Genomic DNA, 22,998 nt, shown 5'->3' with positions numbered 1-22,998 from the left:
ATAGACACTGCTTGTAAACCCTTTCGCGGCAACCGCCCCTTGAGCACGAGTTGGATAACAATGACGCGAAACGCTAACGTTCCCCTTCGCCAACATCAGCATAACGATGCAGCCAATAACACACCAACAACCCGAAAGTCATGAGTACCAAAAAGCCCCCTACCACGGGATAAACCGTTTGGTTATATAATTTGCCGATAATCATCCCTGGAATAATACTCAGCATGGTCGAAATAGCGCTGATTAATCCGGCCCCAAGGCCCGCCAGATGGCCTAAAGGCTCCATCGCCATCGTATTCAGATTACCAAACAGCAAGCCTGTCGCGAAAAACACAAGCAACAGATAAATCACCAATGACGCAAGCGGTGGATGCCCACTATAGGTCAACGCAACACCACCATAGATCAGTGACGTTAGTGCGATGCTGAGTATCGCAAATATTGTCAGTCGCCACATACCATAACGGCCCACAAGGCGAGTATTCACTAAAGATGCCAGGCCGATAGCACCGGCCAGTATGGCAAAATACAGCGGAAATCGTGTGCCGAGACCATATTGTGTCTGCAAGATCGGTTGAGACAGGCTCAAATACCCCAAAAAACCACCAAACACGAGGCTGGTTAGCAGGGTAAAGCCCATTGCTACCCGATTGCTCATCACCTCTTTAAAGCCTAGCCATAGGGCAGCAGGAGCAAAAGAGCGACGCTTATCCATTGCTAATGTCTCAGACAAACGCACGAAAAACCAAACACCTAGCACGACAGCAATACTCAGCAACCCGGTGAATATCATGCGCCAGTCGGCAAAGCTCAGCACCAGCTGCCCGAGTGCTGGCGCCATCATTGGCACCAGTATAAAGACGCTCATAATAAACGACATCACCCGAGCCATCGCACGGCCCGAATAAAGGTCTCGTACAAGGGCAACCGAAACCACTCGAGGCCCTGCCAAGCCAAACCCTTGTAGTACCCGCCCTAGCAACATCTGTGGATAACTCTCTGCCGTAATCGACAGCACCGTCCCCAGTACAAAAATTGACAGTCCCAGTAACACCGCCAATTTTCGCCCGAAGGAATCGGACAGCGGGCCATAGAGAAACTGACCGATCCCCATACCCGCCAGAAAAGCGATAATCACCAGCTGGTTATCATTAGGGTCGGCCACCTTCAGATCTCGACCGATCTCCCCGAGTGCCGGTATCATCGAATCGATCGATAAAGCGGCTAACGAGATCAATAGCGCAATCAAGGTGACAAATTCGGCAAAGGGGATCTGTTTAGTATTCGACTGTTGCAATGCTTATATCCTTTATTGGCCTATCCCTAGATATGCTTGGCCATTGTATCCAACGTTTCGTTAAGAATGTTGTTAAGAACGTTTCGTTCAATATAGTGTTAAAACAGCAATACCCTTCAGCCACCGACTAAAAGCAATAGTCCATAGTGACATTGAAGTATTGCTAACATCGACATTCATCAATCGCAGCACAGGCAGAAAATCACTGCGGCAAACTTACACCGGCGTTGTCAGTCGATACCGAGTGACACAATGGTAACGCTTGCAGCGCCTTCCCTCAGCTGCGAACGGCTTTTGGTGTAGTAAGGTGAGTTGATAAACACGGCTTAGAAAGCATTTCGACTTAACCCTTCGGCTTATTCCTCATTGGCGATAACAAATGAATCCGCATCCATCCAAGCAGGAAAAGCTTGATTGAAACTTTTCAACGCCTCGGCAGACAGGGTCATGGTGTCACAGAACGGCAAGTCTGGAGCATGATCCATTAGCCGCTCACCTTTAAAGTCCACCAGCATGCTGTCACCGCTATATTGATGGCCATTAGCATCTGTACCCACACGATTAACGCCGGCCACATAGCAAAGGTTTTCAATCGCTCGGGCCTGTAATAACTTACGCCACGGCTGACGACGGGGGGCCGGCCAGTTAGCCACATACAGAGCTAAGTCATAGTCATTATTATTACGCGAGAACACCGGGAAGCGCAGGTCATAGCATACCTGAAGCAGAATCCGCCAACCGCGATATTCGACAACGACACGCTTTTCACCAGGCTGATAACGTTCATGTTCACCCGCCATGCGAAATAGATGGCGCTTATCATAATAAACCTGCTCACCATCCGGAAAGGTAAAAATCATCCGGTTAACATAGCTATCATCGACTTTAATCGCCAAACTACCCGCGATAGCAACTCCCCGTTGCATCGCCTGTTGTTGTAACCACTGGCAGGTTTCACCGCCCATCGGTTCCGCGGCTAAGCGACTATCCATGGTGAAACCGGTGGAGAACATTTCCGGCAATAAGACGAGATCAGTACCAGCGGCCCCTTGATCCATCAGGCGCTCATACATCGCGCAATTTTCAGCCGGATTCTGCCACTGCATATCCGGTTGAACTAAGGTAATTTTCAGATCTTGCATAGTTTTTCTGCAGCCTGTTTTAGGGTTTTGTCATCTTTCGCAAAACAGAAGCGGACCAATCGTTGATGCGGCGGCGAAGCATAAAAAACCGATACCGGTATCGCGGCCACACCCACCTCCGTGGTCAACCAACGGGCAAAGGTCACATCATCCATATCCGGCGCGATCGCCGAATAATCGACTAATTGAAAATAAGTGCCATCGGCGGGTTTAAAACTAAACCGGCTGGGAGCCATCAACTGACAGAACAGATCACGCTTTTGGCGATAAAAATCGGGTAACTCCAAATGGTGTTCTGGGTAATCTGTCATGAAATCCGCCAGTGCCAACTGTATTGGGTGCACGGTACAGAAAGTCAGATATTGATGTAGCTTGCGCAGCTCTGTGGTTAACGCAGGCGGTGCCACACAGTAACCCACTTTCCAGCCGGTGGTATGGTAGGTTTTACCAAAGGATGACACAACAAAAGCGCGTTTTGCCAGCGCTGGCCGACGCAATAAACTCTGATGCGGACCATTGAAACAGATGTGTTCATACACCTCATCGCTGAGCAGTAAAATATCTGTTCCTGCAACCAAAGCTTCTAGCTGGTCAAGATCCGCCGTCGAAAGTACACTCCCAGTAGGGTTATGAGGACTATTAATAATAATCATCCGGGTATGATCATTAATAGCCGCCTGGACCGCTTGCCAATCAATGGCAAAATCAGGAGCCTGCAGTGCAAGATGGATAGCCCGACCACCGTTCAATTCAATCGCGGGTTCATAACAGTCGTAGGCTGGATCAAATACGATCACTTCATCGCCAGAACGGACCACCGCGCCAATCGCAGCAAACAGAGCCTCGGTCGCCCCCGATGTCACCGTCACCTGCGTATCAGGGTTTACCTGACAGCCATATAGATGTTCAATTTTCATGGCGATAGCGTTACGTAAGCTTGGCACACCGGCCATAGGGGCATACTGGTTCAGGCCACTTTCAAGATAATAGGTAACCCGATCCAACAGCGCTAACGGCCCGTCGAAATCAGGAAAACCCTGAGACAGATTAATGGCATTATGCTCTGAAGCCAGTTGTGACATCTCAGTGAAAATAGTGGTACCCACGTTGGGTAATTTAGTCTCAGGGTATTGCATGAATATGATTGTCCTTTCCCGGATTGCTGTAAAACATCAGCAGTAAAGGCAACTTTATGTCCGCGCCGTCCGGGGGTCAAGCACCAACCGTTGCGGTGATTAGAATATCACTAAATGCAGTATGCCACGGACCAGTGTGCCCACCAGCGCCCCCAACATAGCCGCCCGTGCAACCGATGCGACCCGTTTACCCGCCGCCAATAAAATGGCCACGCCAGCCACATCAAACGGGCTGATCACAAAGCCGGCAATCCGGTTCAAATCCGTGGCACTCATGGCCCCCTGATTCAACAGATCGATGGTAACACCCATCATTGCGGTTCCACCGGCGACAAATTTAGTCACAATAGGCAAAACGGTTGTTTCAGGCAGTCCAACCAGAGCTAATACCGGTGCCAACAGCGCGGTTAAAAACTCCATAGAGCCGGTCACTTTCAATACATTGACAAAACAAAACGCCAAAATCAGTAACGGTATCGAGGCGATAACGATCTTAACACCCTCTTGTCCTCCGTCAGATAAAGTCTGAATGATATTCTTTTTCTCATGATGCTCAGGCGCAAGGTGCGAAGCATAACTATAGTCATCATCCATTCCCGGCTGACGAGCGAACAGATAATAAGTAGCAGCGGCAGCAATCAAGCCCCCCAACACAGAGGTCGCCATAATCACCGGTAAATTCAGCCCAACCAACGCCATCGGAAAAACCACATTAGCCTGAGACATGGTCAACACTGCAGCTAAGGTTGCCGCAATGCTACGCCGCGAAGAGCCATCCCGCCCCATAATCGCCAATGAAGCCACCGGCGCATTAAAGCTAACGAACAAAATCTGCAGCATCGCAAAGATACCTAGCCCTGGCATACCAAACAGCCGAAGCACCGGTGACAGCTGATTGGAGATCCAACCTAAGACCCCTTTGCTTTCCAACAATTTCATCAGCGCTAACATCACCACCATAACCGGCAATAACATATAGAGCACCAAATCAATCGCCGTGCGACCGGAATCTAGAATCAGGGTTATTATTTGCTCCATAGCGGTTTCACATATTCCTTAAGGTTTAAGCCTGCTTTCAGTGCTGAATATCAGGTGCGTTATTCTACCCTATTCAGGGAAGTAATTATTTTACGATAGGCTTTCTGATCCAATAAACGCCGCCATAAAAACATAAAATGATCAGTTTAAACAACGATTAAAACACGTGTTTATGCTAAAGTGGCAAAACGCTAAGTTTACAGAAGCTGCATTTATTCATGCGGCAGACAACGGACTGTCAATAAACACATACTTTTAACGAAGCCAATTTTATGACGGTTCAGTCTTGAAAATACTCACAATAAAGTGGTTGTTAAGCCAATACGCGACCCAATCCATCAGACAACGCCTTAAAACGAGCCACTCAGCCCGCTGTGTTCTGCACAGCCTTCTGCTTATCTGCGCCATCAGTTTACCGGCACAGGCTCAAACAAATAATCAAAGCGCATCGCTCTCGAGTGCCACACAACGGTTACTCAGCCTTGATAAAAGCAATATCGAATTAGCATCGGTCAGTGCCGCCGTCATTGACGCCCAGACCGGCGCTCCGCTGTATCAAAAACATGCTGAGATGATGATGCCGATCGCGTCCATCACCAAGTTGATGACTGCGATGGTTACCTTAGACGCTAAGCTGCCCTTAAATGAAAAAATTCAGTTTACCCAGCGTCATAAACAAGCCAATAACAATTATTATTCACGTATCCGTATCGGCTCCGAACTCCCCCGCAAAGATGTTATCCGCATCGCCTTGATGTCATCTGAAAACATGGCCTCCTCTGCCCTTGGTCATACCTATCCCGGCGGGATTAAAGCCTTTGTTCGCGCAATGAACCTTAAAGCCCAGCAACTCGGGATGACCCATAGCCATTTTGTCGACTCCACCGGGCTATCGGAGCACAATGTCTCAACCGCCTCGGATCTGGCTATTATGGTGCGTGCGGCGGCCTCCTACGCCAAAATTCGTGAATACAGCAAGACCCCGAGCTACACCGCCCGTTTTAGTAGCCCCGGTTACTCATTACGCTATGGCAACACCAATGTCTTGGTGCACCGTAAAAGCTGGCAGATCGGCGTCACAAAAACCGGCTACCTCGATGAAGCAGGTCGCTGCCTAGTGATGATGGCAAATATCAATGGCCGCAACACCGTCATGGTGATGCTGAACTCCTATGGCAAGCGTACCCCGGTAGGCGATGCTGGCCGTATACGCCGTTGGCTCACCACTGGCGAAAGCGGCAAGATCAGCAGTTCGGCTAGACATTACCAACGCCAGACATTGCAGGAACTATTGCAACACCCTGTTCCTGAACAACTGGCTTTACAGTGAGATTGCGCTTGTGAATAGCCCTCTACACCGCGCGACAAACTTAGCACCCGCGGACAAGCAAACGAAGGATAGATACGTCATCGAAAATCTATTGGAGAGTCTGCACCATGAAGATTTCGAGGCGCTGTCCGATGATATTAAGCACTCATTGGAGGCCCATCGAGACTGGATGCAGGCCGTCACTAAAGCACTCATTATCCGCCAACCCTTAGAGGGTGCTCAGTTTGTTGCGGCCGATGCTCACCGGCACTGTCAATTTGGCCAATGGCTCACCAAAGTATTTGAAGATGAGATGTTCAAACAGGGCTCCTTTTTAAAAATAGAGGCTTACCATCAGCAGCTACATACTGCTGCCAGCACCTTAGTACAACAGCTGAATCAGCATCAAGAGATCAAACGTGATGACCTGAATAAGTTTATGCACACCCAAAAAGAACTGTTTGATATGGTTATGGTGCTGTTTGAATTTTCAGTCCTAAACAAGCAGCAGTTTGACCCGACCACTCGATTAATGAATCGTCGTTCAGTCGGTGCGGTACTGGCCAGTGAATACAATAAAATGCAGCGCTCCGATGACTATGACTGCTGTATCGCCATGGCCGATATTGATCACTTTAAAAACGTCAACGATGTCTGGGGTCATGATGTCGGCGATTTATTACTAGGCCATACGGCCAAACTCTTTGATGACAGCATTCGTCGCCATGACACCGTTTCCCGCTATGGTGGTGAGGAGTTTTTGTTTATTTTCCCAGAGATGTCGTTAGAGCAGGCGGCCCCCGTGATCGATCGTATCCGCCTACAACTGGCGCAATCCCGTATCAATCATCATGGCAACCAGCACAACGTCACCGCCTCGTTCGGGGTTACTCAACTGAGCCGCTACTCGGATATCAAAGGCTCCATCAAGCGAGCCGATATCGCCTTGTATGCCGCCAAAGAGAGCGGTCGCAATATGACCATGTTAATCGATAGCCAAGGCACGATCGGCCAGATGTCCTATGAAGACTTCAATAATGACAGCACCGAAACAATGCGCCGACACTGTTATCCCGTCATCGAAACCGACTAACCACCTAAATAGGCACCTCAGCGATTAACTCAATGATCATCAACTCAGTGCTAAGTTAACCGCCGCCGCTGAATGGATAGCGGTGGTATCATACAGAGGCACTGAGGTATCCTTCTGCTTCACCAGCAAGGCAATCTCGGTGCATCCAAGAATCACCGCCTGCGCCCCCTGCTTCGCTAACTCCGCAATAATATCGACATAAACTTGACGAGAACTATCGCTAATCTGCCCTTGGCAGAGTTCATCATAAATAATGTTATGCACCAACCCCCGAGCGGCTTCATCCGGCACCAGCACCTCAATGCCATGATGATCCGTTAACCGTCCGCGATAAAAATCCTGTTCCATGGTGAAACGGGTGCCCAATAATCCCACGGTTGTCATGTTGTCGGCTTTCAATTGCACTGCGGTGGCATCGGCAATATGCAGTAAGGGAATCGACACCGCCGCTTCGATCTGGCCGGCAACCTTATGCATCGTGTTGGTGCCGATAACAAAGAAATCCGCCCCTGCCGCCTCAACCGCCTGAGCGGCTTGTGCCAAAATAGCCCCCGCCTGCTGCCAGTCGCCCTGTTGCTGCAACACTTCAATCTCAGCAAAGTCGACACTTAACATCGCCAACTTAGCGGAATGTAAGCCACCCAACTGGGCTTTAACCCCTTGATTGATCGCTTTATAGTAACTCGCGGTCGACTCCCAACTCATGCCACCCAATAAACCGATTGTCTTCATGCCCATCTCCTCATCGCTGTATCACTAGCATATATAACGCCGATGCCCCTCCGCCAGATACAGTTTTCATCCCTCTTGGCAGTACAGATTTTGCTGTATTGATCTACTCTTAAGGGATCGGCGTAACAGATTAACCCCGAGCAACCCGAGCAGGTGACGATCATGACCATAAAATCGATGTCTGAACTTTTCTACCGCCCCACCCTAGCCATGCAACACCTCAGGGACGAGCGACTTAAAGGAACCACCGAGGTATTGTTTTTATTGGCGTTACTAGCCATGATCCCCGCGACCTCTCTATTTATCGGGACGACGCAAGTCGGCTGGAGTCTGATTCCCGGTGGTGATGTCGTAAAACTAAGCTTAATCAGCGCTATCAATTCGGCCTTCGCCTTTTATCTGGCCACCTGCTTGGCACTCGGGGTAATGAGCTTTGCTATTCACTGGATGGAAAGAACCTACGGTGGCCATGCCTCCCTTGAACGCTGCATGAACCTAACCCTCTATACCGCCACACCGCTGTTACTGTCCGGGCTAGCGGGTTTGTATCCGATGTTGTGGTTGTGTGTTGCCGCAGGCATGGCGGCGCTGGCGTATAGCACCTATCTACTGTTTACCGGCGTGCCCATCATTATGAAAATACCGCAAGCACGGGGGATTATGTTTTGTATCTCGATTCTCACCGTCGGTTTGGTGATTTTAGTGGGTCTAAGAGCCGCAACCGTATTTCTCTGGAGCACCACCACACCACTGACCTACATAGGCTGATACGGTGTGATTGACTGCCGTAGGATTCGAGTGCCATAGCTTAGAGCGCATAAAAATCGACTAACGCTAAACTAAATGGACCGAAAACCGCAGACTTTTTGTGTCCATTTTGAGCGTCTAGTTCGTTATATGACCAAAGCCACACTTCTACTAAATGCCACGATATGTCGCAAACGGCTCCAGCAATGAGTGAGCGAAACGGACAATGGGTATCAACTCTGCGCCGATCTAGATCATTGGATTCGGCGCAGAATAAGGATGGCTTACTGGCGGCAGTGGCGAAAGCCACGCACCAAGGTAAGGAACCTGATAAGTCGAGGCGTCCACGTACAGGCGGCTGTTGCGTGTGGCATTACCAGTAAAGGCCCATGGCGAAGCGCTAAAACACCGGGGATTAATCAGGCATTATCCAATGCTTATTTAAAATCTCAGGGGCTTTATGAATTGCGCGATGGATGGATCAAGCTTCACCATTCTCAGTGAAACGCCCTGTGCGGATCCGCATGCAGGGTGTTGTGGGGGCTGAGGGTTAGAGACCCTCGGCTACCCGATTAAAAAACTGCCGATGTCCCGAACGGCGTAGTGCTCCGCCTGTTTGTACCGCTGTCGAAGAGAGCTGGGCAAAAGCCCCAGAATTCCATCCTTTATCACTGATTTACCAACTCCGATACCCGCATGATCACTGAAAGCCCAAGCCGGATCGCTAGCTCTTTTCTGTTTGGCGAATGTGAAGATTTGAGCAAAAAAAGCGCGAATCGAACTGAAAGCACCGTCAGCGGCCATTCTCTCCAAGTTACAAACAATGGCACTCCCGAAATCTAATTCCGCTTTGCCATCACTGCCTTTATGCGCTGAGAGCAAAATCAGCTCAGTTTCGCCGCTGTAACTCCATCGTGTCTCTTTTTCGAGTTGGTCAATTACCTCCGAAAACGCCGTTTCGCTAAAGTACCAATCAGTTTCTTCAATGGAGGCTACCACCTTTTGATCTGCGTAATGGGACGGCGGCCAATAGGCACCATAACCCACACAGAAGAAGTCGACGGCTTCTCCCGAACGGAGGTGAAAATGAGATAAATGACCTACGATTTCCTGTTGGGCAGTCGGCGCATTAGGGTGCGCTAACAATATCCCTACAAGTTTCGAATCACACTTTTCCTCAAAGCGAACATTTTGATATCGAGTTGGACGACGCGAATCAAAAGTGGTCATAAGCCTGATATCATGAATAGGTTCTCTCCTCGTGCCGCTAATCGTTCGAGGAAGATCGGAGGATATTTTGTTTTTGATGCCGTCTAGTGAATGAGCTCCGATCATGACTTCTCCTTGTTTTTAACAACTTTATTATTGCGCCCGTGCAAGGCTCTAAAGCTTGCAAGCTCTACGACCTTACACGGTAGTCATCATCCAAGAGGGGGAAGGTATGTATCCTAGACGTCGTACCTATCAGGCATATGTGACTAAGTATGCGAAGGCAAGGGTCACCAGAGAGGAAAAAAGATGATGGTATTCATCCTGAATATCCGTCTGAATGGCCAGACCTTCGTAGGCTAGTCAAAATGACGGACTACGATACGGGTACTCCTCTTACCCATCTAGTTGAACTATATCCTAGTAACCCTGTTGATTGCTACAACGTTTGGCTAAACGGCAAACGTTGGAAAACACGAATAGGCTAGAACAACATTCTTCAAGGATTAAAGAAAGCGTTACCACATTGTATCAATCACAGGTGGCATATCCGCTTTTGGCACAAAGCTGGCATTGCCTACAACAAAAAAAGAGCCGTAGACTCAACATCGACGGCTCTTTCCTCATGGCTCACCCACACAGCAGAAAAGCGTCAACGCTTGCCCTGCATGGGTTTACTCAATGGATCGAGACAATATTTTACGAGCTTCACGCGCTCAACTAAGGTCATGAGGGTCACGTTCGATCCGCGAGATCCAAGAGGGTTTACATAGATCTCAGTCGATCAAATGATGTTCGATAGCATAACGCACTAAACCGGCGGCTGTATGCAAATCCAGCTTATTTTTGATATTTTGACGGTGCGTTTCCGCTGTTCTTACGGAGATATCTAACTGTCGGGCAACCTCTTTATTACTCGCGCCACCCGCCAATAAACTGAGTACTTCTGTTTCTCGACAGGTCAATGAATCCTGCTGAGGTGGCGTATCATTCTGCAAGGTTAGATCCGGCTGACTAAACAGAGATTGAGAAACACCGGCACTAAAATAAGTCGCCCCGCTATAAACCGTTTTTATCGCACTGACCAGCTCACTCGCCGACACATCCTTCAGCACATAACCAGCAGCGCCGCACTGAATCAGTTTCAGTATATATTCACGACTTTCATGCATGGTTAAAATCAGCACCCGCACATCCGGTTGCTCTGCGCGTAGCCGTTCAGTTGCCTCAAAGCCATTCATCACCGGCATGGAGATATCCATTAACACCACATCGGGTTTAACTTGGGCAATCAACGACAGTGCTTCAGCACCATTACTGGCAGCACCGACAACCTCTAATGCCGACTCATTCTCCAGCCGGGCAATAATGCCCTCCTGTACCAAGGCGTGATCGTCCACCAGCACAACACGAATTTTTTTACCTGTCATCCGTTTCACCTGTTCATCTAATCTAGATCAGCGAAAATCCCACCCGTAAGCGGGTGCCGCTACCGGGTTTACTCCGCAAACTGAACTGGCCGCTCAACAGCTCGGTACGCTCACGCATATTCAGTAGTCCAATTCCCTCTCCGGTATCCGCAGACAGATTAAAACCGCGGCCATTGTCACGCACCTCCAGCCAGATAAAGCGTTCTTCCTGCCAAATATGCACACTTGCCTGCGTCGCCTTCGCGTGTCGATCAATATTCATTAAGGCTTCCTGAGCAACACGATACAGGGTGATCTCGATATCATCAGGCAGGCGCTGCTGAGGCAAAGCTAAGCCGACCTGCATCGCAATACCGGTGCGTTCAGAAAGCTCCGCAATCATACTGCGCAAAGCGGGTTCTAAACCCAAATCATCCAGTTGAATCGGCCGAAGATCATGAGAAATACGTCGGACTTCTTGAATCGCTTGGTTTAATACTTCACTGCCACGGTCCAACTCAGCCCGCGCCTTAATGTCATCGGGCTGCAGTTTGTCTCTCGCTAACTCAATACGAAACTTCACCGACACCATTAATTGATTAATACCATCGTGAAGTTCGCGGGCAAAATTACGCCGCTGACTCACCTGAAACTGCACATAACGGTGGGCCACCTCCCGTAAGCGGGTATCGGCCAATTGCGAGGCGTGTACATTTAACCCCAACCCCAATAACGCAATCACCACCACCGTTGCCGCAAGAATCGCCACCACCGTGAAAAAGGTATTACGAATATTATGGGTTACTTTCTGTCGTGTGATGGCCACTTCTTTAGCGATATCATCGATATATAACCCAGTCCCCATCATCCAATTGAATTTGGGTATCTGAACAACATAACTGAGTTTATCTTCGAGTCCACCTTTGGATGGTTTACTCCAGATATAGCGGTGATAGCCGCCCCCGTCCTGCGCCAAACGCAACAAGTTTTGAATCACATAGTTGCCATTATAGTCTTGCATATCAAACAGGTTTTGGCCCACTAACTCCGGCTGAACCGGGTGTACCAAACTAACCCCTTTGGCATCATAGACAAAGAAATAGCCGTCATCGCCGTAAGTCAAACTATGTAGAATCCGTTTTACTTCCGCTTCAGCCGCTCGATCAGCCGGCCCCGCTTCGGCAACCACATGGGCGATAGATGTCATCGCCAAATCAACATAGTGTTGCAGTTCTTTACGTTTCGAAGCCAGTAGATTCTCTTCGAAGGTTTGGATCTCTTGCTCGGATAATAACCGGGCCTGATTCAGGCTGATCAGCGTAATCGCCACCGTCACGATTATCAGAGGGATAATCGATAACAGCAGCATTTTTGCTTTAAGCGAAGTGACTACGGGTTTCATAGATCCAATATCAGCCTGTTTTTAACCTCAGTATATCGTTAGCCATCATTTAAAGAAGCGCTTTTAATTAAGACCATAGAACCCAGGGAACAACAGTATCGAAATAACCACCGCGACCTGCATCGCTATAAACGGCATGACACCCCGATAGATATCAACGGTACGCACCTCCGGCGGCGAGACCCCTTTCAGGTAGAACAGACTGAAACCAAACGGCGGTGTCAAGAAACTGGTCTGAAGGTTCATCGCAATCAAAATAGCAAACCAAACCGGCGCTATGCCCAATGCATCGGCCACCGGCGCGAGAATCGGCACAATAATAAAGCTGATCTCAACAAAGTCGATAAAGAAGCCCAGCACCATAATCGCGAGCATCGACAAAATCAGGAACCCGGTGGCACCACCTGGCATATCCGATAACAGCTCTTCGACAATATAATCACCACCGGTATAGGTAAAGGCCATCGAGAACGCCGTTGCCCCCAACAGAATAGCAAACACCATCGCCGTAACTTTTACGGTTTCGGAAGCCGAATCGATAACCATCTTCCAGCTAAACTGACCATAAATAGCCGCTAGCGCAATAGCACCTACACCACCTAAAGCAGAAGATTCTGTCGGCGTTGCGATGCCCGCAAAGATCGATCCCAACACAATCAGAATCAGTGCCAGCGGCGGTATAATCGCCTTCATCGCCTTAACGTACTGTTCGGTCTTGCTGTTGACGCCTTCATCCATCGGCAACGCCGGAGCGGCCTCTGGCTTGAGCCAAGCATAAATTAGAATATAAACAATATAGAGGCCAATCAGAATAAAGCCCGGACCGACCGCTGCCTTGAACAGATCACCGACAGGAATACCCAATACATCGCCGAGTATGATCAAAATAATTGAGGGCGGGATAATCTGCCCGAGAGTGCCGGATGCACAGATAGTGCCGCAGGCTAACGATTTGTCATACTTGTATTTCAGCATGACCGGCAATGAGATCAATCCCATGGCCACGACGGATGCCCCCACTACACCGGTTGATGCAGCTAATAACGCACCAACTAATACCGTCGAGATCGCCAAACCACCGCGTACACCACCAAACAACTTCGCCATCGCTTCCAACAGCTGTTCTGCCAAGCGGGTGCGCTGTAGCACAATCCCCATAAAGACAAACAGTGGCACCGCCATCAGCACCGTGTTTTCCATGATACTTTGAATCCGGAACGGCATAAACGCAAACAGCTCAGGACCTTCGGCAAACAAGCCGAACAACAGAGCAACACCACCAAAAGTAAATGCAACTGGGAAGCCAAACAGCAGCATCAACAGCGCAACACAAAACATTACAATACCAATCATCGTCAGCGCCTCTTAATGCTGTGGGGGTTGATAGCTATCCGCCTGACCGTGACCAAGGAAGATATTGAGCGATTTAAGAAACAGCCCGATGCCACTAATCACAATGGCGAAGAAGGCAAACGGAATCACGGCTTTGATAATCCAGCGATAGGGTAAACCACCGGGATCGCCCGACGTTTCACCGAGGTCATAGGCTTCCATGGCAAAACCAACACCATACCAACCGACCAACGCACAAAAAGGTATTAGCAACACTAGAATGCCAACCATATCGATCAGCGCCTTGGTTTTAGACGTAAGACCCTCATAGATAAGATCGACCCGCACATGCCCACCGGTTTTCAGGGTATAAGGTACCCCCAGCAGAAATACGGATGCATACAGATGCCATTCCATCTCCTGCATGCCAATCGACACATCATTGAATAAATAACGCATCACCACATCGATGAATACATTAAACAGCATCACCACAAACAGCACCGCGGACAGTTTGCCCAACAGTTCAGAAAAGCCATCGCAAAGCTGTTCGAGTCTGGTTAACAACATAATCATTCTCGCCATTTAAAAACGCAGCAACCCGTACCTGAAACCAGATACAGGCTGCTCGTTGTATTTACATTGATTCAATCAATCAGACTGATCAGTTACTGACGTTATCCAGATAAGCTTTATCGGAGATATCAGTCCAGACCCGTACTTTCTTCATGTACTCAGCTTGAGAATCCAGGATTTTCTTTGCTAAAGGATCCGCTGCCGCTTTCTCAGCCAACAATTCGTCGTTCGCCGTACGCATCGCTGCGAGTACTTCTGGCGGGAATGACTTCACCTGAATGTTCGGGAACTCCTGTTTCATAGTCGCCCAGTTTTCGCTAGACAGATGGTAAGACTGGATATACATGTCATACGCAGCGGTACGCATTGCCGTCTTCAGGATTTGTTGCAGATCAGCCGGCAAAGTATCGTACTTTTTCTTGTTGATCATGAACTGAAGCTCAGTCGCAGGCTCATGCCAGCCGGTATAGTAAAACGGTGCTATCTTGTGAAAGCCCATGCGTAGATCCAATGAGGGTCCAACCCACTCGAGCGCATCGATGGTGCGACGTTCCAGTGCGGTGTACAGTTCACCCGGTGGAATATTGGTAGGCTTAGCACCCAGTTTTGCCAGCACTTCACCAGCGAATCCTGGAATACGCATCTTCAGGCCCTGAAGGTCATCCAGTGAGTTGATCTCTTTCTGGAACCAACCGCCCATCTGGTTACCGGTGTTGCCTCCAGGGAAAGACATAATATTGTACTTACCGTACACCTCATCCATCAGTTCCTGTCCGCCGCCATGATAAAACCAAGCGTACTGTTCAGGTGCTGTCATACCAAAAGGCATAGTGGTGAAATACAGGGTGTTTGGCACCTTGCCTTTCCAGTAATAAGACGCTGAGTGGCCCATGTCATACTGACCCGAACGCACCATATCAAACACACCGAAAGGTGCTTTGTGCTTATTTTTTGAATCGATAGTGATTTTTAAGCGACCGTTAGACATTTTTTCAGCTAACGCGGCCATATTCTTAGGCGCATCGCCAAACACAGGGAAGTTAGTTGGCCAAGTTTCCGCCAACTTTAAGCGATAGACTTTCTCCGCCGCCATCAACGGGCTTGCCAGCATCGTCGCGCAGGCTGCGACCGTCACTAGCTTCTTTGCAAAGTTCAGTTTTAGCATTGTTATTCTCATCCTCTATTTGCAGCTCCCCTGCCGGGAAGAACATCTATAAAGGTAGCGATCAACGCTGAAACAATATCGAGCGAACATCACCACCGGATAGCGCCGTTAAAGTGCAGCGCCAGCATGAGAACAGTGTGCTAAATTAGTCGTGATACGCCTATTCGGAATACTGCGCACAGGCAGAAGTGATAATACGTAGAGAGTCTACGTAGTTTTACGTAGGAATTTGCCCAGCTATTTGGCTGTTAGGCTTGCCGCTCTTCTGACCTTGTGATTAACAATCTTAGTCTAATAGCTGGCTAGAAAGCTCATTCAATCGATCCAAATGGCCTTTAGCTTCCTTGAGCAATTAATCACAATCATCAGGTGGATGACCATTGTTCAGCATTTTCTCAAAACACGATACGCGTCAGACATACTGCCATAGGCACGTTTATTATTTTCATCGTTAACCCAGCTAAAGACAATAATTTTAGCAGCGGAATCAAACCTGAAAAACAAACGATACTGTTGAAAAAACTTAGCACGAAACCAATGTTTATGGTCATTTTCCGGTTACTCTCGATTACCAGCCCAACTTATGCAACGGTTCGGTTGCGGATTAAGTGAGTCTTTCCTGTAGTTGAGGGAATGAAACCAGGTCGCTCGTTGGCTGATAGCCTTTCAAAGCGAAAGGCCTCTGCCGATATCGACCCAGTATCTCATGATTAAGACAGCTCCAATAACATGGACGCAGGATCTTCCAGATAGGACTGCCACAGCAAACTGAATCGGGCGATAGTACCACCATCGATAATACGGTGATCTCCCGACCAGCTGATATTCATCAATGAACGCGCCACCACCTCTCCATTGTCATTAAAACGCGGCAGGGTCTGGGTCTTACCCAGGGCCACAATAGCCACCTCTGGTGGGTTAACCATCGGAGAGGCATAGGTACCACCCAGAGCGCCTATGTTGGAGATACTGATCGTGCCCCCCTGCAGGTCCACCGGAGATACCCGACCGGAGCGTGCAGCCTCAACCAGACGGCTGACCTCCCTGGCAATCTCAAGAATACTCAGGGTTTCTACCTTCTTGATATTGGGGACTATCAGACCTTTGGTAGAGTCCACCGCCATACCGATATTGCAGTTCGGTTGATAGTGAATCTCAGTGCAATCAGCATTTACCTGACTATTGAGGATGGGGAACTCCTGCAACGCCAGCGCCAGTGCTTTCATGATAAAGGGCATCAACGTCAATCGAATCCCCTGCTTCTCCGCCTGAATTTTAAGTTGAGCCCGCAACGCCAGCAACGCTGTCACATCCACTTCATCACCATAGGTGAAATGTGGAATGGTCGAGGCAGACAGTGTCATCTGCCGCGCCATCGCAGCCTTAATCCCGCTAATCTTCTCGACCCGATTTTCAGTAGAGATCTCAGCGACAGGGGCTGAAGAAACGGCAACAACCTCCCCGCCTTGTTCCTTAAATCGCTGTACATCTTCTTTGAGCACCCGGCCATTTTTGCCACTCCCAGGTACCTGGTGTATATCCACTCCAAGTTCCCGGGCTACACGCCGAACCGCAGGACCGGCCAGCGCTTTGGTACCAACCTTTCCATTAACCTGAGCAGGCATTGTTGCAGCAGACAGAGCCGAAGCAGACGGTGTAGATGGCACAGCAGCAGGTACTGACGCCGAAACAGAATCAGCCTTAACTGCAGCCGCTTCATCTGGCAACAAGGCAAACAACGGTCCATGCACTTTAGCTATCTCGCCCTCAGCAAAGTAAAGCTTGGTGACCACACCAGCACGGGGAGCGGGAATCTGTACCGTCGCTTTGTCGGTCACCACATCAACCACCGGCTGATCCTCCTCAAGCCGGTCACCTACGGCAACTAACCACTCGGCCACTTCACACTCGATAATTCCCTCACCAATATCGGGCAGTATAAAATCGATGGTTTCCGCTGCGGCGCTGCTGGCCTCAACGGGTGCTGCAACAGTCTCTTCGACTAATGCAGCAACGCTTTGCCTCTTATCGTTCGAGCCGTCATCCTGCTCTACTGCAAACAGCGGTGAATGCACTTTGGCGATATCTCCCTGCTGATAAAAGAGTTTAGTCACTCGACCGGCGTGAGGTGCCGGAATCTGCACCACTGCCTTATCTGTCATCATATCAGCGACCGGTTGATCTTCCTCAATCAGATCCCCCTCTTTAATCAGCCACTCAACCAGCTCACACTCAACGATCCCTTCGCCGATATCCGGCAGAATAAAATTATTAATCATCGTTCCACACCCCTAGAAATTAACACTGGCTTTAATCGCTTCAAAGATCTTCCACTGGTCCGGGATATACTCCTTTTCCTGTGCTAGCGGGTAAGGCACATCAAGCCCGGCTACCCGCGCGATAGGCGATTCAAGGTGGAGGAAACAGCGTTCCTGTATGGTCGTTGCGATCTCTCCGGCAAAGCCTCCGGTAATAGGGGCCTCATGGCTGATCAACAGACGGCCTGTCTTTTGTACCGAAGAGGCGACAGTGTCAACATCCCAGGGTAGCAGCGTACGCAGGTCAATAATTTCGCAGGAGATCCCCTCTTTATCCGCCAGTTCCGCTGCCAGTTCGAGATGCTCCATCTGTGCGCCCCAGGCTAGCAGGGTGATATCGGTGCCTTCGCGTACCACTTCAGCCTGACCTAATGGCAGTTCGTAATCCTCTTCTGGAACCTCACCCACTGAAGCACGGTAGATCCGTTTGGGCTCGAAAAAAACCACCGGGTTATGATCACGAATCGATGCCAGCAACAGTCCTTTGGCCTGATGCGGGTTACGCGGTACCACCACCTTCAGGCCCGGCGTATGAGTAAAATAGGCTTCGGGCGACTGGGAATGGTAATGCCCACCGGCAATACCGCCCCCGTAGGGAGTCCGTATAGTCAACCCGCCCACATTAAACAGGTTGCCGGAACGGTAGCGAAACTTAGCCGCTTCATTAACAATCTGATCAAACGCGGGAAAGATATAATCGGCAAACTGGATTTCAGCAACAGCGACAGAGCCCTGCGCTGCCAAACCATTGGCAAAACCGATAATCCCCTGCTCAACCAGCGGGGTATTGAAGCAGCGGGCACGACCAAATTTTTCCTGCAGGTTACTGGTCGCACGGAAAACACCGCCAAACACACCTACATCCTCACCAAAACAGATAACACGCTCGTTAGCGGACATCGCGGTATCCAGAGCGTTATTAACGGCCTGTAACAGATTCATTTTAGCCATGATCCACCCCCTCCTTAGTATCCAGTTGAGCAGCTGACGTAGGGTACACCTCAGGATAAAGTCGGATATGCGCTTTAAGCGCTTTCAGTTGCTGTTGCAGATGAGGTGGCGGGGTGTCGTAGACATCGGTGATCATCTCATCGATATGCGACCGGCCCACCTTTTCCGCTTTTTTCATCGCTGCCAACACCGCCTGACGCTCAGCCTCATACAGTTCTTTATCTTGCTCATCACTCCACCAGCTCTGTTGCAGCAACCAGTTTTTCATCCGCAACAAAGGGTCCAGCTCACGCCACTTTGCCTCTTCAGAATCACTCCGATAACCTGAGGGGTCATCCGAGGAGGAATGAGGCGCCGAGCGATAGGTCATAGCCTCAAGCAATACCGGCTCGTTCTGTTCAACGGCGATCTTACGTGCCTGACGGGTTGCTTCAACGACCGCCAGAATATCGTTACCATCAACGCGGATTGTATGCATGCCGTAACCCACGCCGCGCGGGGCGATACCGTCACCAGCAAATTGTTCGCTGGAAGGGGTAGAGATCGCGTAGCCATTGTTTCGGCAGAGGAAGATCGCTGGTACCTTGAGTACCGCTGCCATATTCAGCGCCGCATGAAAGTCACCTTCAGATGAAGCGCCTTCGCCAAAGACAGCTACAGTGCAGAGCCCTTCGCCGGCCATCTTCTGACCATAGGCATACCCGGTGGCCTGGGGCAGTTGGGTTGCCAGAGTGGAAGAAACAGTCATGTAATTGAGTTTTGCAGAGCCGTAATGGATCGGCATCTGTCGGCCTTTGCCGTAATCCAATTCATTGCTGAACAGTTGATTCATGAATTCATCGAGACTGAAACCGCGATAAACCAGGGCCGCCTGTTCGCGGTACTGGGTCATGATCATATCCTTATCATCCAGTGCCGCAGCAAAACCGACAATCGTCGCTTCTTCACCGGTACACTGCATATAAAAACTCAACCGTCCCTGACGTTGCGAGGCCAGACCACGCTCGTCAAGCATTCGGGTGCGCACCATGCTGGTATAGATACGCAGGGCCAACGTCTGATCGATCTCAGGAGCCTGGGCGTTTTCATAAAGGCTGCCGTCCTGCTTTAACACCCTATAGGTAGGGATTTTCAGGGCATCGCCACGAATAAACTGGGGCTGATGGATAGCCCGGTCTTTGGTATCCGTACTCATAACATCCTCTTATTTTTATTAATGGAGAAAAAGCTCCCCTCTTGAACGCAGTAATTAAACGACCAAGTCAGGGCAAAACAGGTATACAAGTTGTACTAAGTACATAAATTAAACGTCTGAATAGATATACACCGCCAAATAATAAATCTTGACAGTGTTAAACTAACTGTTTTTGTTAAGAAGATGAACCGGCTATTCCATTAAATATCTTCCCTGGGTTCATAATATTATCTGGATCGAGCACTTTCTTAATCGAGCGCATAAGATCAACCCCGTCTCCCATTTCAAGCTCTAACAGAGGCTGTTTTCCGATACCTATTCCATGTTCACCGGTACAGGTTCCATCCATCTTTATGGCCATCTGGGCCAGGCGATCGCAGAATGCCTTTATTTTGGTCATCTCTTCGTTATTGCTGCGATCCATTGGAATAACGAAATGGAAGTTGCCATCACCTACATGCCCCATCAATGCAGCATAGATATCATTTTCAAGCAGATCTGCCTTAGCCTCAGCGATCGCTTCAGCCAGACGGGAGATAGGTACACAGACATCGGTTGATAATAGTTCGCGGCCAGGTCTGAGGCTCATCGCAGCCAGCGCTCCGTTATGACGCGCCTCCCACAATGCATTCCTGTCCTCCTCCAGGGTTTTCCATACAAAATCCCCCCGCCAAACTCCTGACACACATCACCAACCAGTTCGGCCTGCTCTTTCACGCCGCTTTCACTGCCATGAAATTCAAGAAATAAAGTAGGTTGTACCGGGTGGTCGGTTTTCATGTATTGGTTGACGGCATCAACCGTCTGCTCATCCAGCAATTCAATGCGCGCAATCGGTACTGCATACTGAAGTGTGGTTACAACCGCACTGACCGCAGACTCCATATCGGGAAAGGATACAACTGCCGCTGATACCGCTTCGGGGACCGGGTGCAAACGCAAAGTGATCTCGGTAATGACGCCCAGAGTACCCTCTGATCCAACATAAAGATGAGTAAGATCATAGCCAGCTGAAGACTTACGGGATCTTGATGCGGTACGAACAACTCGGCCATCTGGCGTAACTACCGTAAGAGAAATAACGTTATCGCTCATCGTGCCATAACGCACGCTTGTGGTTCCGCTGGCACGGGTAGAAGTCATCCCGCCCAGAGTAGCGTCGGCACCTGGATCGACCGAAAAAAACAGCCCGACATCACGCAACTCGCGGCCCAGCTGTTTACGGGTAACGCCTGGCTGAACGGTCACGTCGAAATCTTCAGGCCTGATCTCCAATACCTTACTCATCTCGGTAAAGTCGATCGATAATCCACCCTCAAGCGGGATAACCTGTCCCTCAAGCGAAGACCCAATACCGAAAGGAATAACGGGCAACTGATACTTTGCACAAATCTTTACGGCGGTGACCACATCCTCAGTACAATGGGCCATCAATACCGCGTCAGGCAACGTAGGCGAATGCCAAGACTCATCGCACCCATGATGCTGTCTGACAGCATAGCTTGTGATCAGACGCTCACCAAAAGCATCCGAAAGAGCGGTCAGGGCCAAAGTATTCTCTTTTCTTCCAGTCATATTTTTGTTCTCATAATTATTTCTTACGGCCATCAAGCCATGATCCTGCACCGATCTAACAACATTAGCGGTTACACTAGCATTTCGCTTACACTGAGTTGCTTTAGCGAAGTGCATAGTATTGACGAAACAGAGTAGATCGCTTAGATCAAGGTGATAAATGATTTATTCTTATGTAGACATTCATATTTTGAATAATAACTCATAGGCAGCTGTTGATGATTTCCCACCCAGACGAAAACCTGATCACCAAGCTGAACCGGACCAATCTCAACCTCATGCTTATTTTCTATACGCTCTATAGAAATAGGCATTTGACTAAAACGGCCAATGCTCTTTGCCTGAGTCAACCCGCCGTCAGCCATTCATTGAAAAAATTACGCTTACTTTTTGACGACGAACTTTTCATCAAGACAGCAGAGGGGATGGAGCCCACACCAACGGCTAATCAGATTGATGCCGCCATTGAAAAGGGACTTTTCTGTTTCGATCAGGCGCTTTCAATGAATAGCGAGTTCAATCAGGGGTCATCAAACAGAGAGTTTAAGATCGGGTTGGCAGATTACATGAATCAAACTGTTCAACCTTATTTGATAAGTCATGCGTTAAAGCATGCGCCTAATGTAAGTTTCAATATTGTCCCGGTAAAAATGGCGAGAATTGAACAGTCTGATGAGATCTTACGTACTAATGATCTGGATATCGCTATCGCACTACTTGAATATCCTCCACAGGGTAAAAATCACGAATTCCTTTTCGAAGACCGGATAGGTTGCATTGCAGATTCCAGTATATACGGTACAGGCGACTGCATCTCTATCGATGACCTTATCGGCAATCCGCATATCGTGATGGCTCATCGGGAAGATATGCCATCGCTGATCAACATCAAGCTAGAGGAACTTAGCTTAACCCGTAAGGTCATTGCAAAGAGTCCCCAGATCATGCCCCTGACGCGCATTTTACCCGGTACTAATCTCATTACCTGCATCACTGAAACGGCAGCGAAAGTTGTCTGCCCAGGCACCCCCCTGAAGTTTTATTCTCTTCCCTTTGAGGTAAATCCGTTTAAAGTATGTTTACTCTGGGATATTAGAAAGGACAAAGACCCCGGTATTGGCTGGCTGAGGAAGTTATTAAAAGATGCGATGCAGGGCTCAACGAACAGCTGAACTCGCTGCACCCCTAACTGAACTGCTGACTAAGAGGCTATATTAACCTTCACAACGCCACTGACACAAAGCAACCTATTGTTTTAAAAAGATTATTCGTATTTATTATCAGAACATTAGAACTATGCATTAGTTTTTTTATGCTGGATTTGTAACCTAAGTCTCCAATTGATAACAATAAGAATACGGAGATACAAAAG

At 49.0% G+C, this 22,998-nt stretch carries 20 protein-coding genes and 1 pseudogene; 5 read left to right on the top strand and 16 right to left on the bottom strand.

Annotation, left to right across the window (positions count from 1 at the left end):
- Positions 1-73 precede the first annotated feature (73 nt).
- The 4 genes from AC0L4K_RS04130 to AC0L4K_RS04115 form a co-directional block, all read right to left on the bottom strand.
- Positions 74-1,297, bottom strand: a complete 1,224-nt coding sequence (locus AC0L4K_RS04130) for a multidrug effflux MFS transporter (protein ID WP_417228040.1) — start codon at positions 1,295-1,297, stop codon at positions 74-76.
- A gap of 356 nt (positions 1,298-1,653) precedes the next feature.
- Positions 1,654-2,439 carry an amidohydrolase gene (locus AC0L4K_RS04125; protein WP_473268315.1) on the bottom strand — a complete coding sequence of 262 codons (786 nt, stop codon included), beginning with the start codon at positions 2,437-2,439 and terminating at the stop codon, positions 1,654-1,656.
- Complete coding sequence (locus tag AC0L4K_RS04120) at positions 2,427-3,575, bottom strand: pyridoxal phosphate-dependent aminotransferase (protein ID WP_417228038.1); 1,149 nt, start codon at positions 3,573-3,575, stop codon at positions 2,427-2,429. Before AC0L4K_RS04120 ends, AC0L4K_RS04125 begins: the two co-directional genes overlap by 13 nt.
- 99 nt (positions 3,576-3,674) lie before the next feature.
- Positions 3,675-4,613 (bottom strand): nucleoside recognition domain-containing protein, encoded by a 939-nt coding sequence (locus AC0L4K_RS04115; protein WP_417228037.1) that lies wholly within the window; start codon positions 4,611-4,613, stop codon positions 3,675-3,677.
- Positions 4,614-4,899: 286 nt separating this feature from the next.
- Here AC0L4K_RS04115 and pbpG point away from each other — a divergent pair, with 286 nt between their 5' ends.
- Positions 4,900-5,943, top strand: a complete 1,044-nt coding sequence (gene pbpG / locus AC0L4K_RS04110) for a D-alanyl-D-alanine endopeptidase (protein ID WP_417228036.1) — start codon at positions 4,900-4,902, stop codon at positions 5,941-5,943.
- A 10-nt stretch (positions 5,944-5,953) separates the two neighbouring features.
- Positions 5,954-7,015, top strand: a complete 1,062-nt coding sequence (locus AC0L4K_RS04105) for a diguanylate cyclase (RefSeq protein ID WP_473268314.1) — start codon at positions 5,954-5,956, stop codon at positions 7,013-7,015.
- A gap of 39 nt (positions 7,016-7,054) precedes the next feature.
- On the opposite strand, the gene AC0L4K_RS04100 is transcribed toward AC0L4K_RS04105, so the two are convergent.
- On the bottom strand, positions 7,055-7,747 hold the full coding sequence (locus AC0L4K_RS04100; protein WP_473268313.1) for an aspartate/glutamate racemase family protein: 693 nt from the start codon (positions 7,745-7,747) through the stop codon (positions 7,055-7,057).
- Between the two features lie 162 nt (positions 7,748-7,909).
- On the opposite strand from AC0L4K_RS04100, the gene AC0L4K_RS04095 reads away from it, so the two are divergent.
- Positions 7,910-8,515: a Yip1 family protein gene (locus tag AC0L4K_RS04095; RefSeq protein ID WP_473268312.1), complete on the top strand. Its 606-nt coding sequence runs from the start codon at positions 7,910-7,912 to the stop codon at positions 8,513-8,515.
- 189 nt (positions 8,516-8,704) lie between these two features.
- On the top strand, positions 8,705-8,998 hold the full coding sequence (locus tag AC0L4K_RS04090; RefSeq protein ID WP_473268311.1) for a group II intron maturase-specific domain-containing protein: 294 nt from the start codon (positions 8,705-8,707) through the stop codon (positions 8,996-8,998).
- 60 nt (positions 8,999-9,058) lie between these two features.
- On the opposite strand, the gene AC0L4K_RS04085 is transcribed toward AC0L4K_RS04090, so the two are convergent.
- From AC0L4K_RS04085 to AC0L4K_RS04035, 11 genes and pseudogenes are all read right to left on the bottom strand, one after another.
- A complete protein-coding gene (locus AC0L4K_RS04085; RefSeq protein ID WP_473268310.1) occupies positions 9,059-9,829 on the bottom strand; it encodes a hypothetical protein in 771 nt (256 codons plus the stop codon).
- Positions 9,830-10,479: 650 nt separating this feature from the next.
- Complete coding sequence (locus AC0L4K_RS04080) at positions 10,480-11,133, bottom strand: response regulator transcription factor (RefSeq protein ID WP_473268309.1); 654 nt, start codon at positions 11,131-11,133, stop codon at positions 10,480-10,482.
- Positions 11,134-11,155: 22 nt separating this feature from the next.
- Entirely contained in the window at positions 11,156-12,514 is a 1,359-nt protein-coding gene (locus AC0L4K_RS04075; RefSeq protein ID WP_473268307.1) for a cache domain-containing protein, read from the bottom strand.
- 63 nt (positions 12,515-12,577) lie between these two features.
- Complete coding sequence (locus AC0L4K_RS04070) at positions 12,578-13,867, bottom strand: TRAP transporter large permease (RefSeq protein ID WP_417228030.1); 1,290 nt, start codon at positions 13,865-13,867, stop codon at positions 12,578-12,580.
- 12 nt (positions 13,868-13,879) lie between these two features.
- Positions 13,880-14,416, bottom strand: coding sequence for a TRAP transporter small permease subunit (locus AC0L4K_RS04065; protein ID WP_473268306.1), 537 nt, complete (start codon positions 14,414-14,416; stop codon positions 13,880-13,882).
- 94 nt (positions 14,417-14,510) lie between these two features.
- A complete protein-coding gene (locus AC0L4K_RS04060) occupies positions 14,511-15,587 on the bottom strand; it encodes a TRAP transporter substrate-binding protein (RefSeq protein ID WP_417228028.1) in 1,077 nt (358 codons plus the stop codon).
- Between the two features lie 384 nt (positions 15,588-15,971).
- A complete protein-coding gene (locus AC0L4K_RS04055; protein ID WP_473268305.1) occupies positions 15,972-16,091 on the bottom strand; it encodes a type II toxin-antitoxin system YhaV family toxin in 120 nt (39 codons plus the stop codon).
- A 206-nt stretch (positions 16,092-16,297) separates the two neighbouring features.
- Positions 16,298-17,866: a dihydrolipoyllysine-residue acetyltransferase gene (locus AC0L4K_RS04050; RefSeq protein WP_473268304.1), complete on the bottom strand. Its 1,569-nt coding sequence runs from the start codon at positions 17,864-17,866 to the stop codon at positions 16,298-16,300.
- A 12-nt stretch (positions 17,867-17,878) separates the two neighbouring features.
- Positions 17,879-18,856 (bottom strand): alpha-ketoacid dehydrogenase subunit beta, encoded by a 978-nt coding sequence (locus tag AC0L4K_RS04045; protein ID WP_473268303.1) that lies wholly within the window; start codon positions 18,854-18,856, stop codon positions 17,879-17,881.
- Complete coding sequence (locus AC0L4K_RS04040) at positions 18,849-20,051, bottom strand: thiamine pyrophosphate-dependent dehydrogenase E1 component subunit alpha (RefSeq protein WP_417228026.1); 1,203 nt, start codon at positions 20,049-20,051, stop codon at positions 18,849-18,851. The genes AC0L4K_RS04045 and AC0L4K_RS04040 overlap by 8 nt, the downstream gene beginning before the upstream one ends.
- A 175-nt stretch (positions 20,052-20,226) precedes the next feature.
- Positions 20,227-21,482, bottom strand: a pseudogene (locus AC0L4K_RS04035) (FAD-binding oxidoreductase).
- A 362-nt stretch (positions 21,483-21,844) separates the two neighbouring features.
- On the opposite strand from AC0L4K_RS04035, the gene AC0L4K_RS04030 reads away from it, so the two are divergent.
- Positions 21,845-22,798 (top strand): LysR family transcriptional regulator, encoded by a 954-nt coding sequence (locus AC0L4K_RS04030; RefSeq protein ID WP_473268302.1) that lies wholly within the window; start codon positions 21,845-21,847, stop codon positions 22,796-22,798.
- Positions 22,799-22,998: the final 200 nt, after the last annotated feature.

This window comes from Amphritea sp. GJ51-11, assembly GCF_055808735.1.
This window is presented reverse-complemented; position numbering and strand designations above follow the sequence as displayed.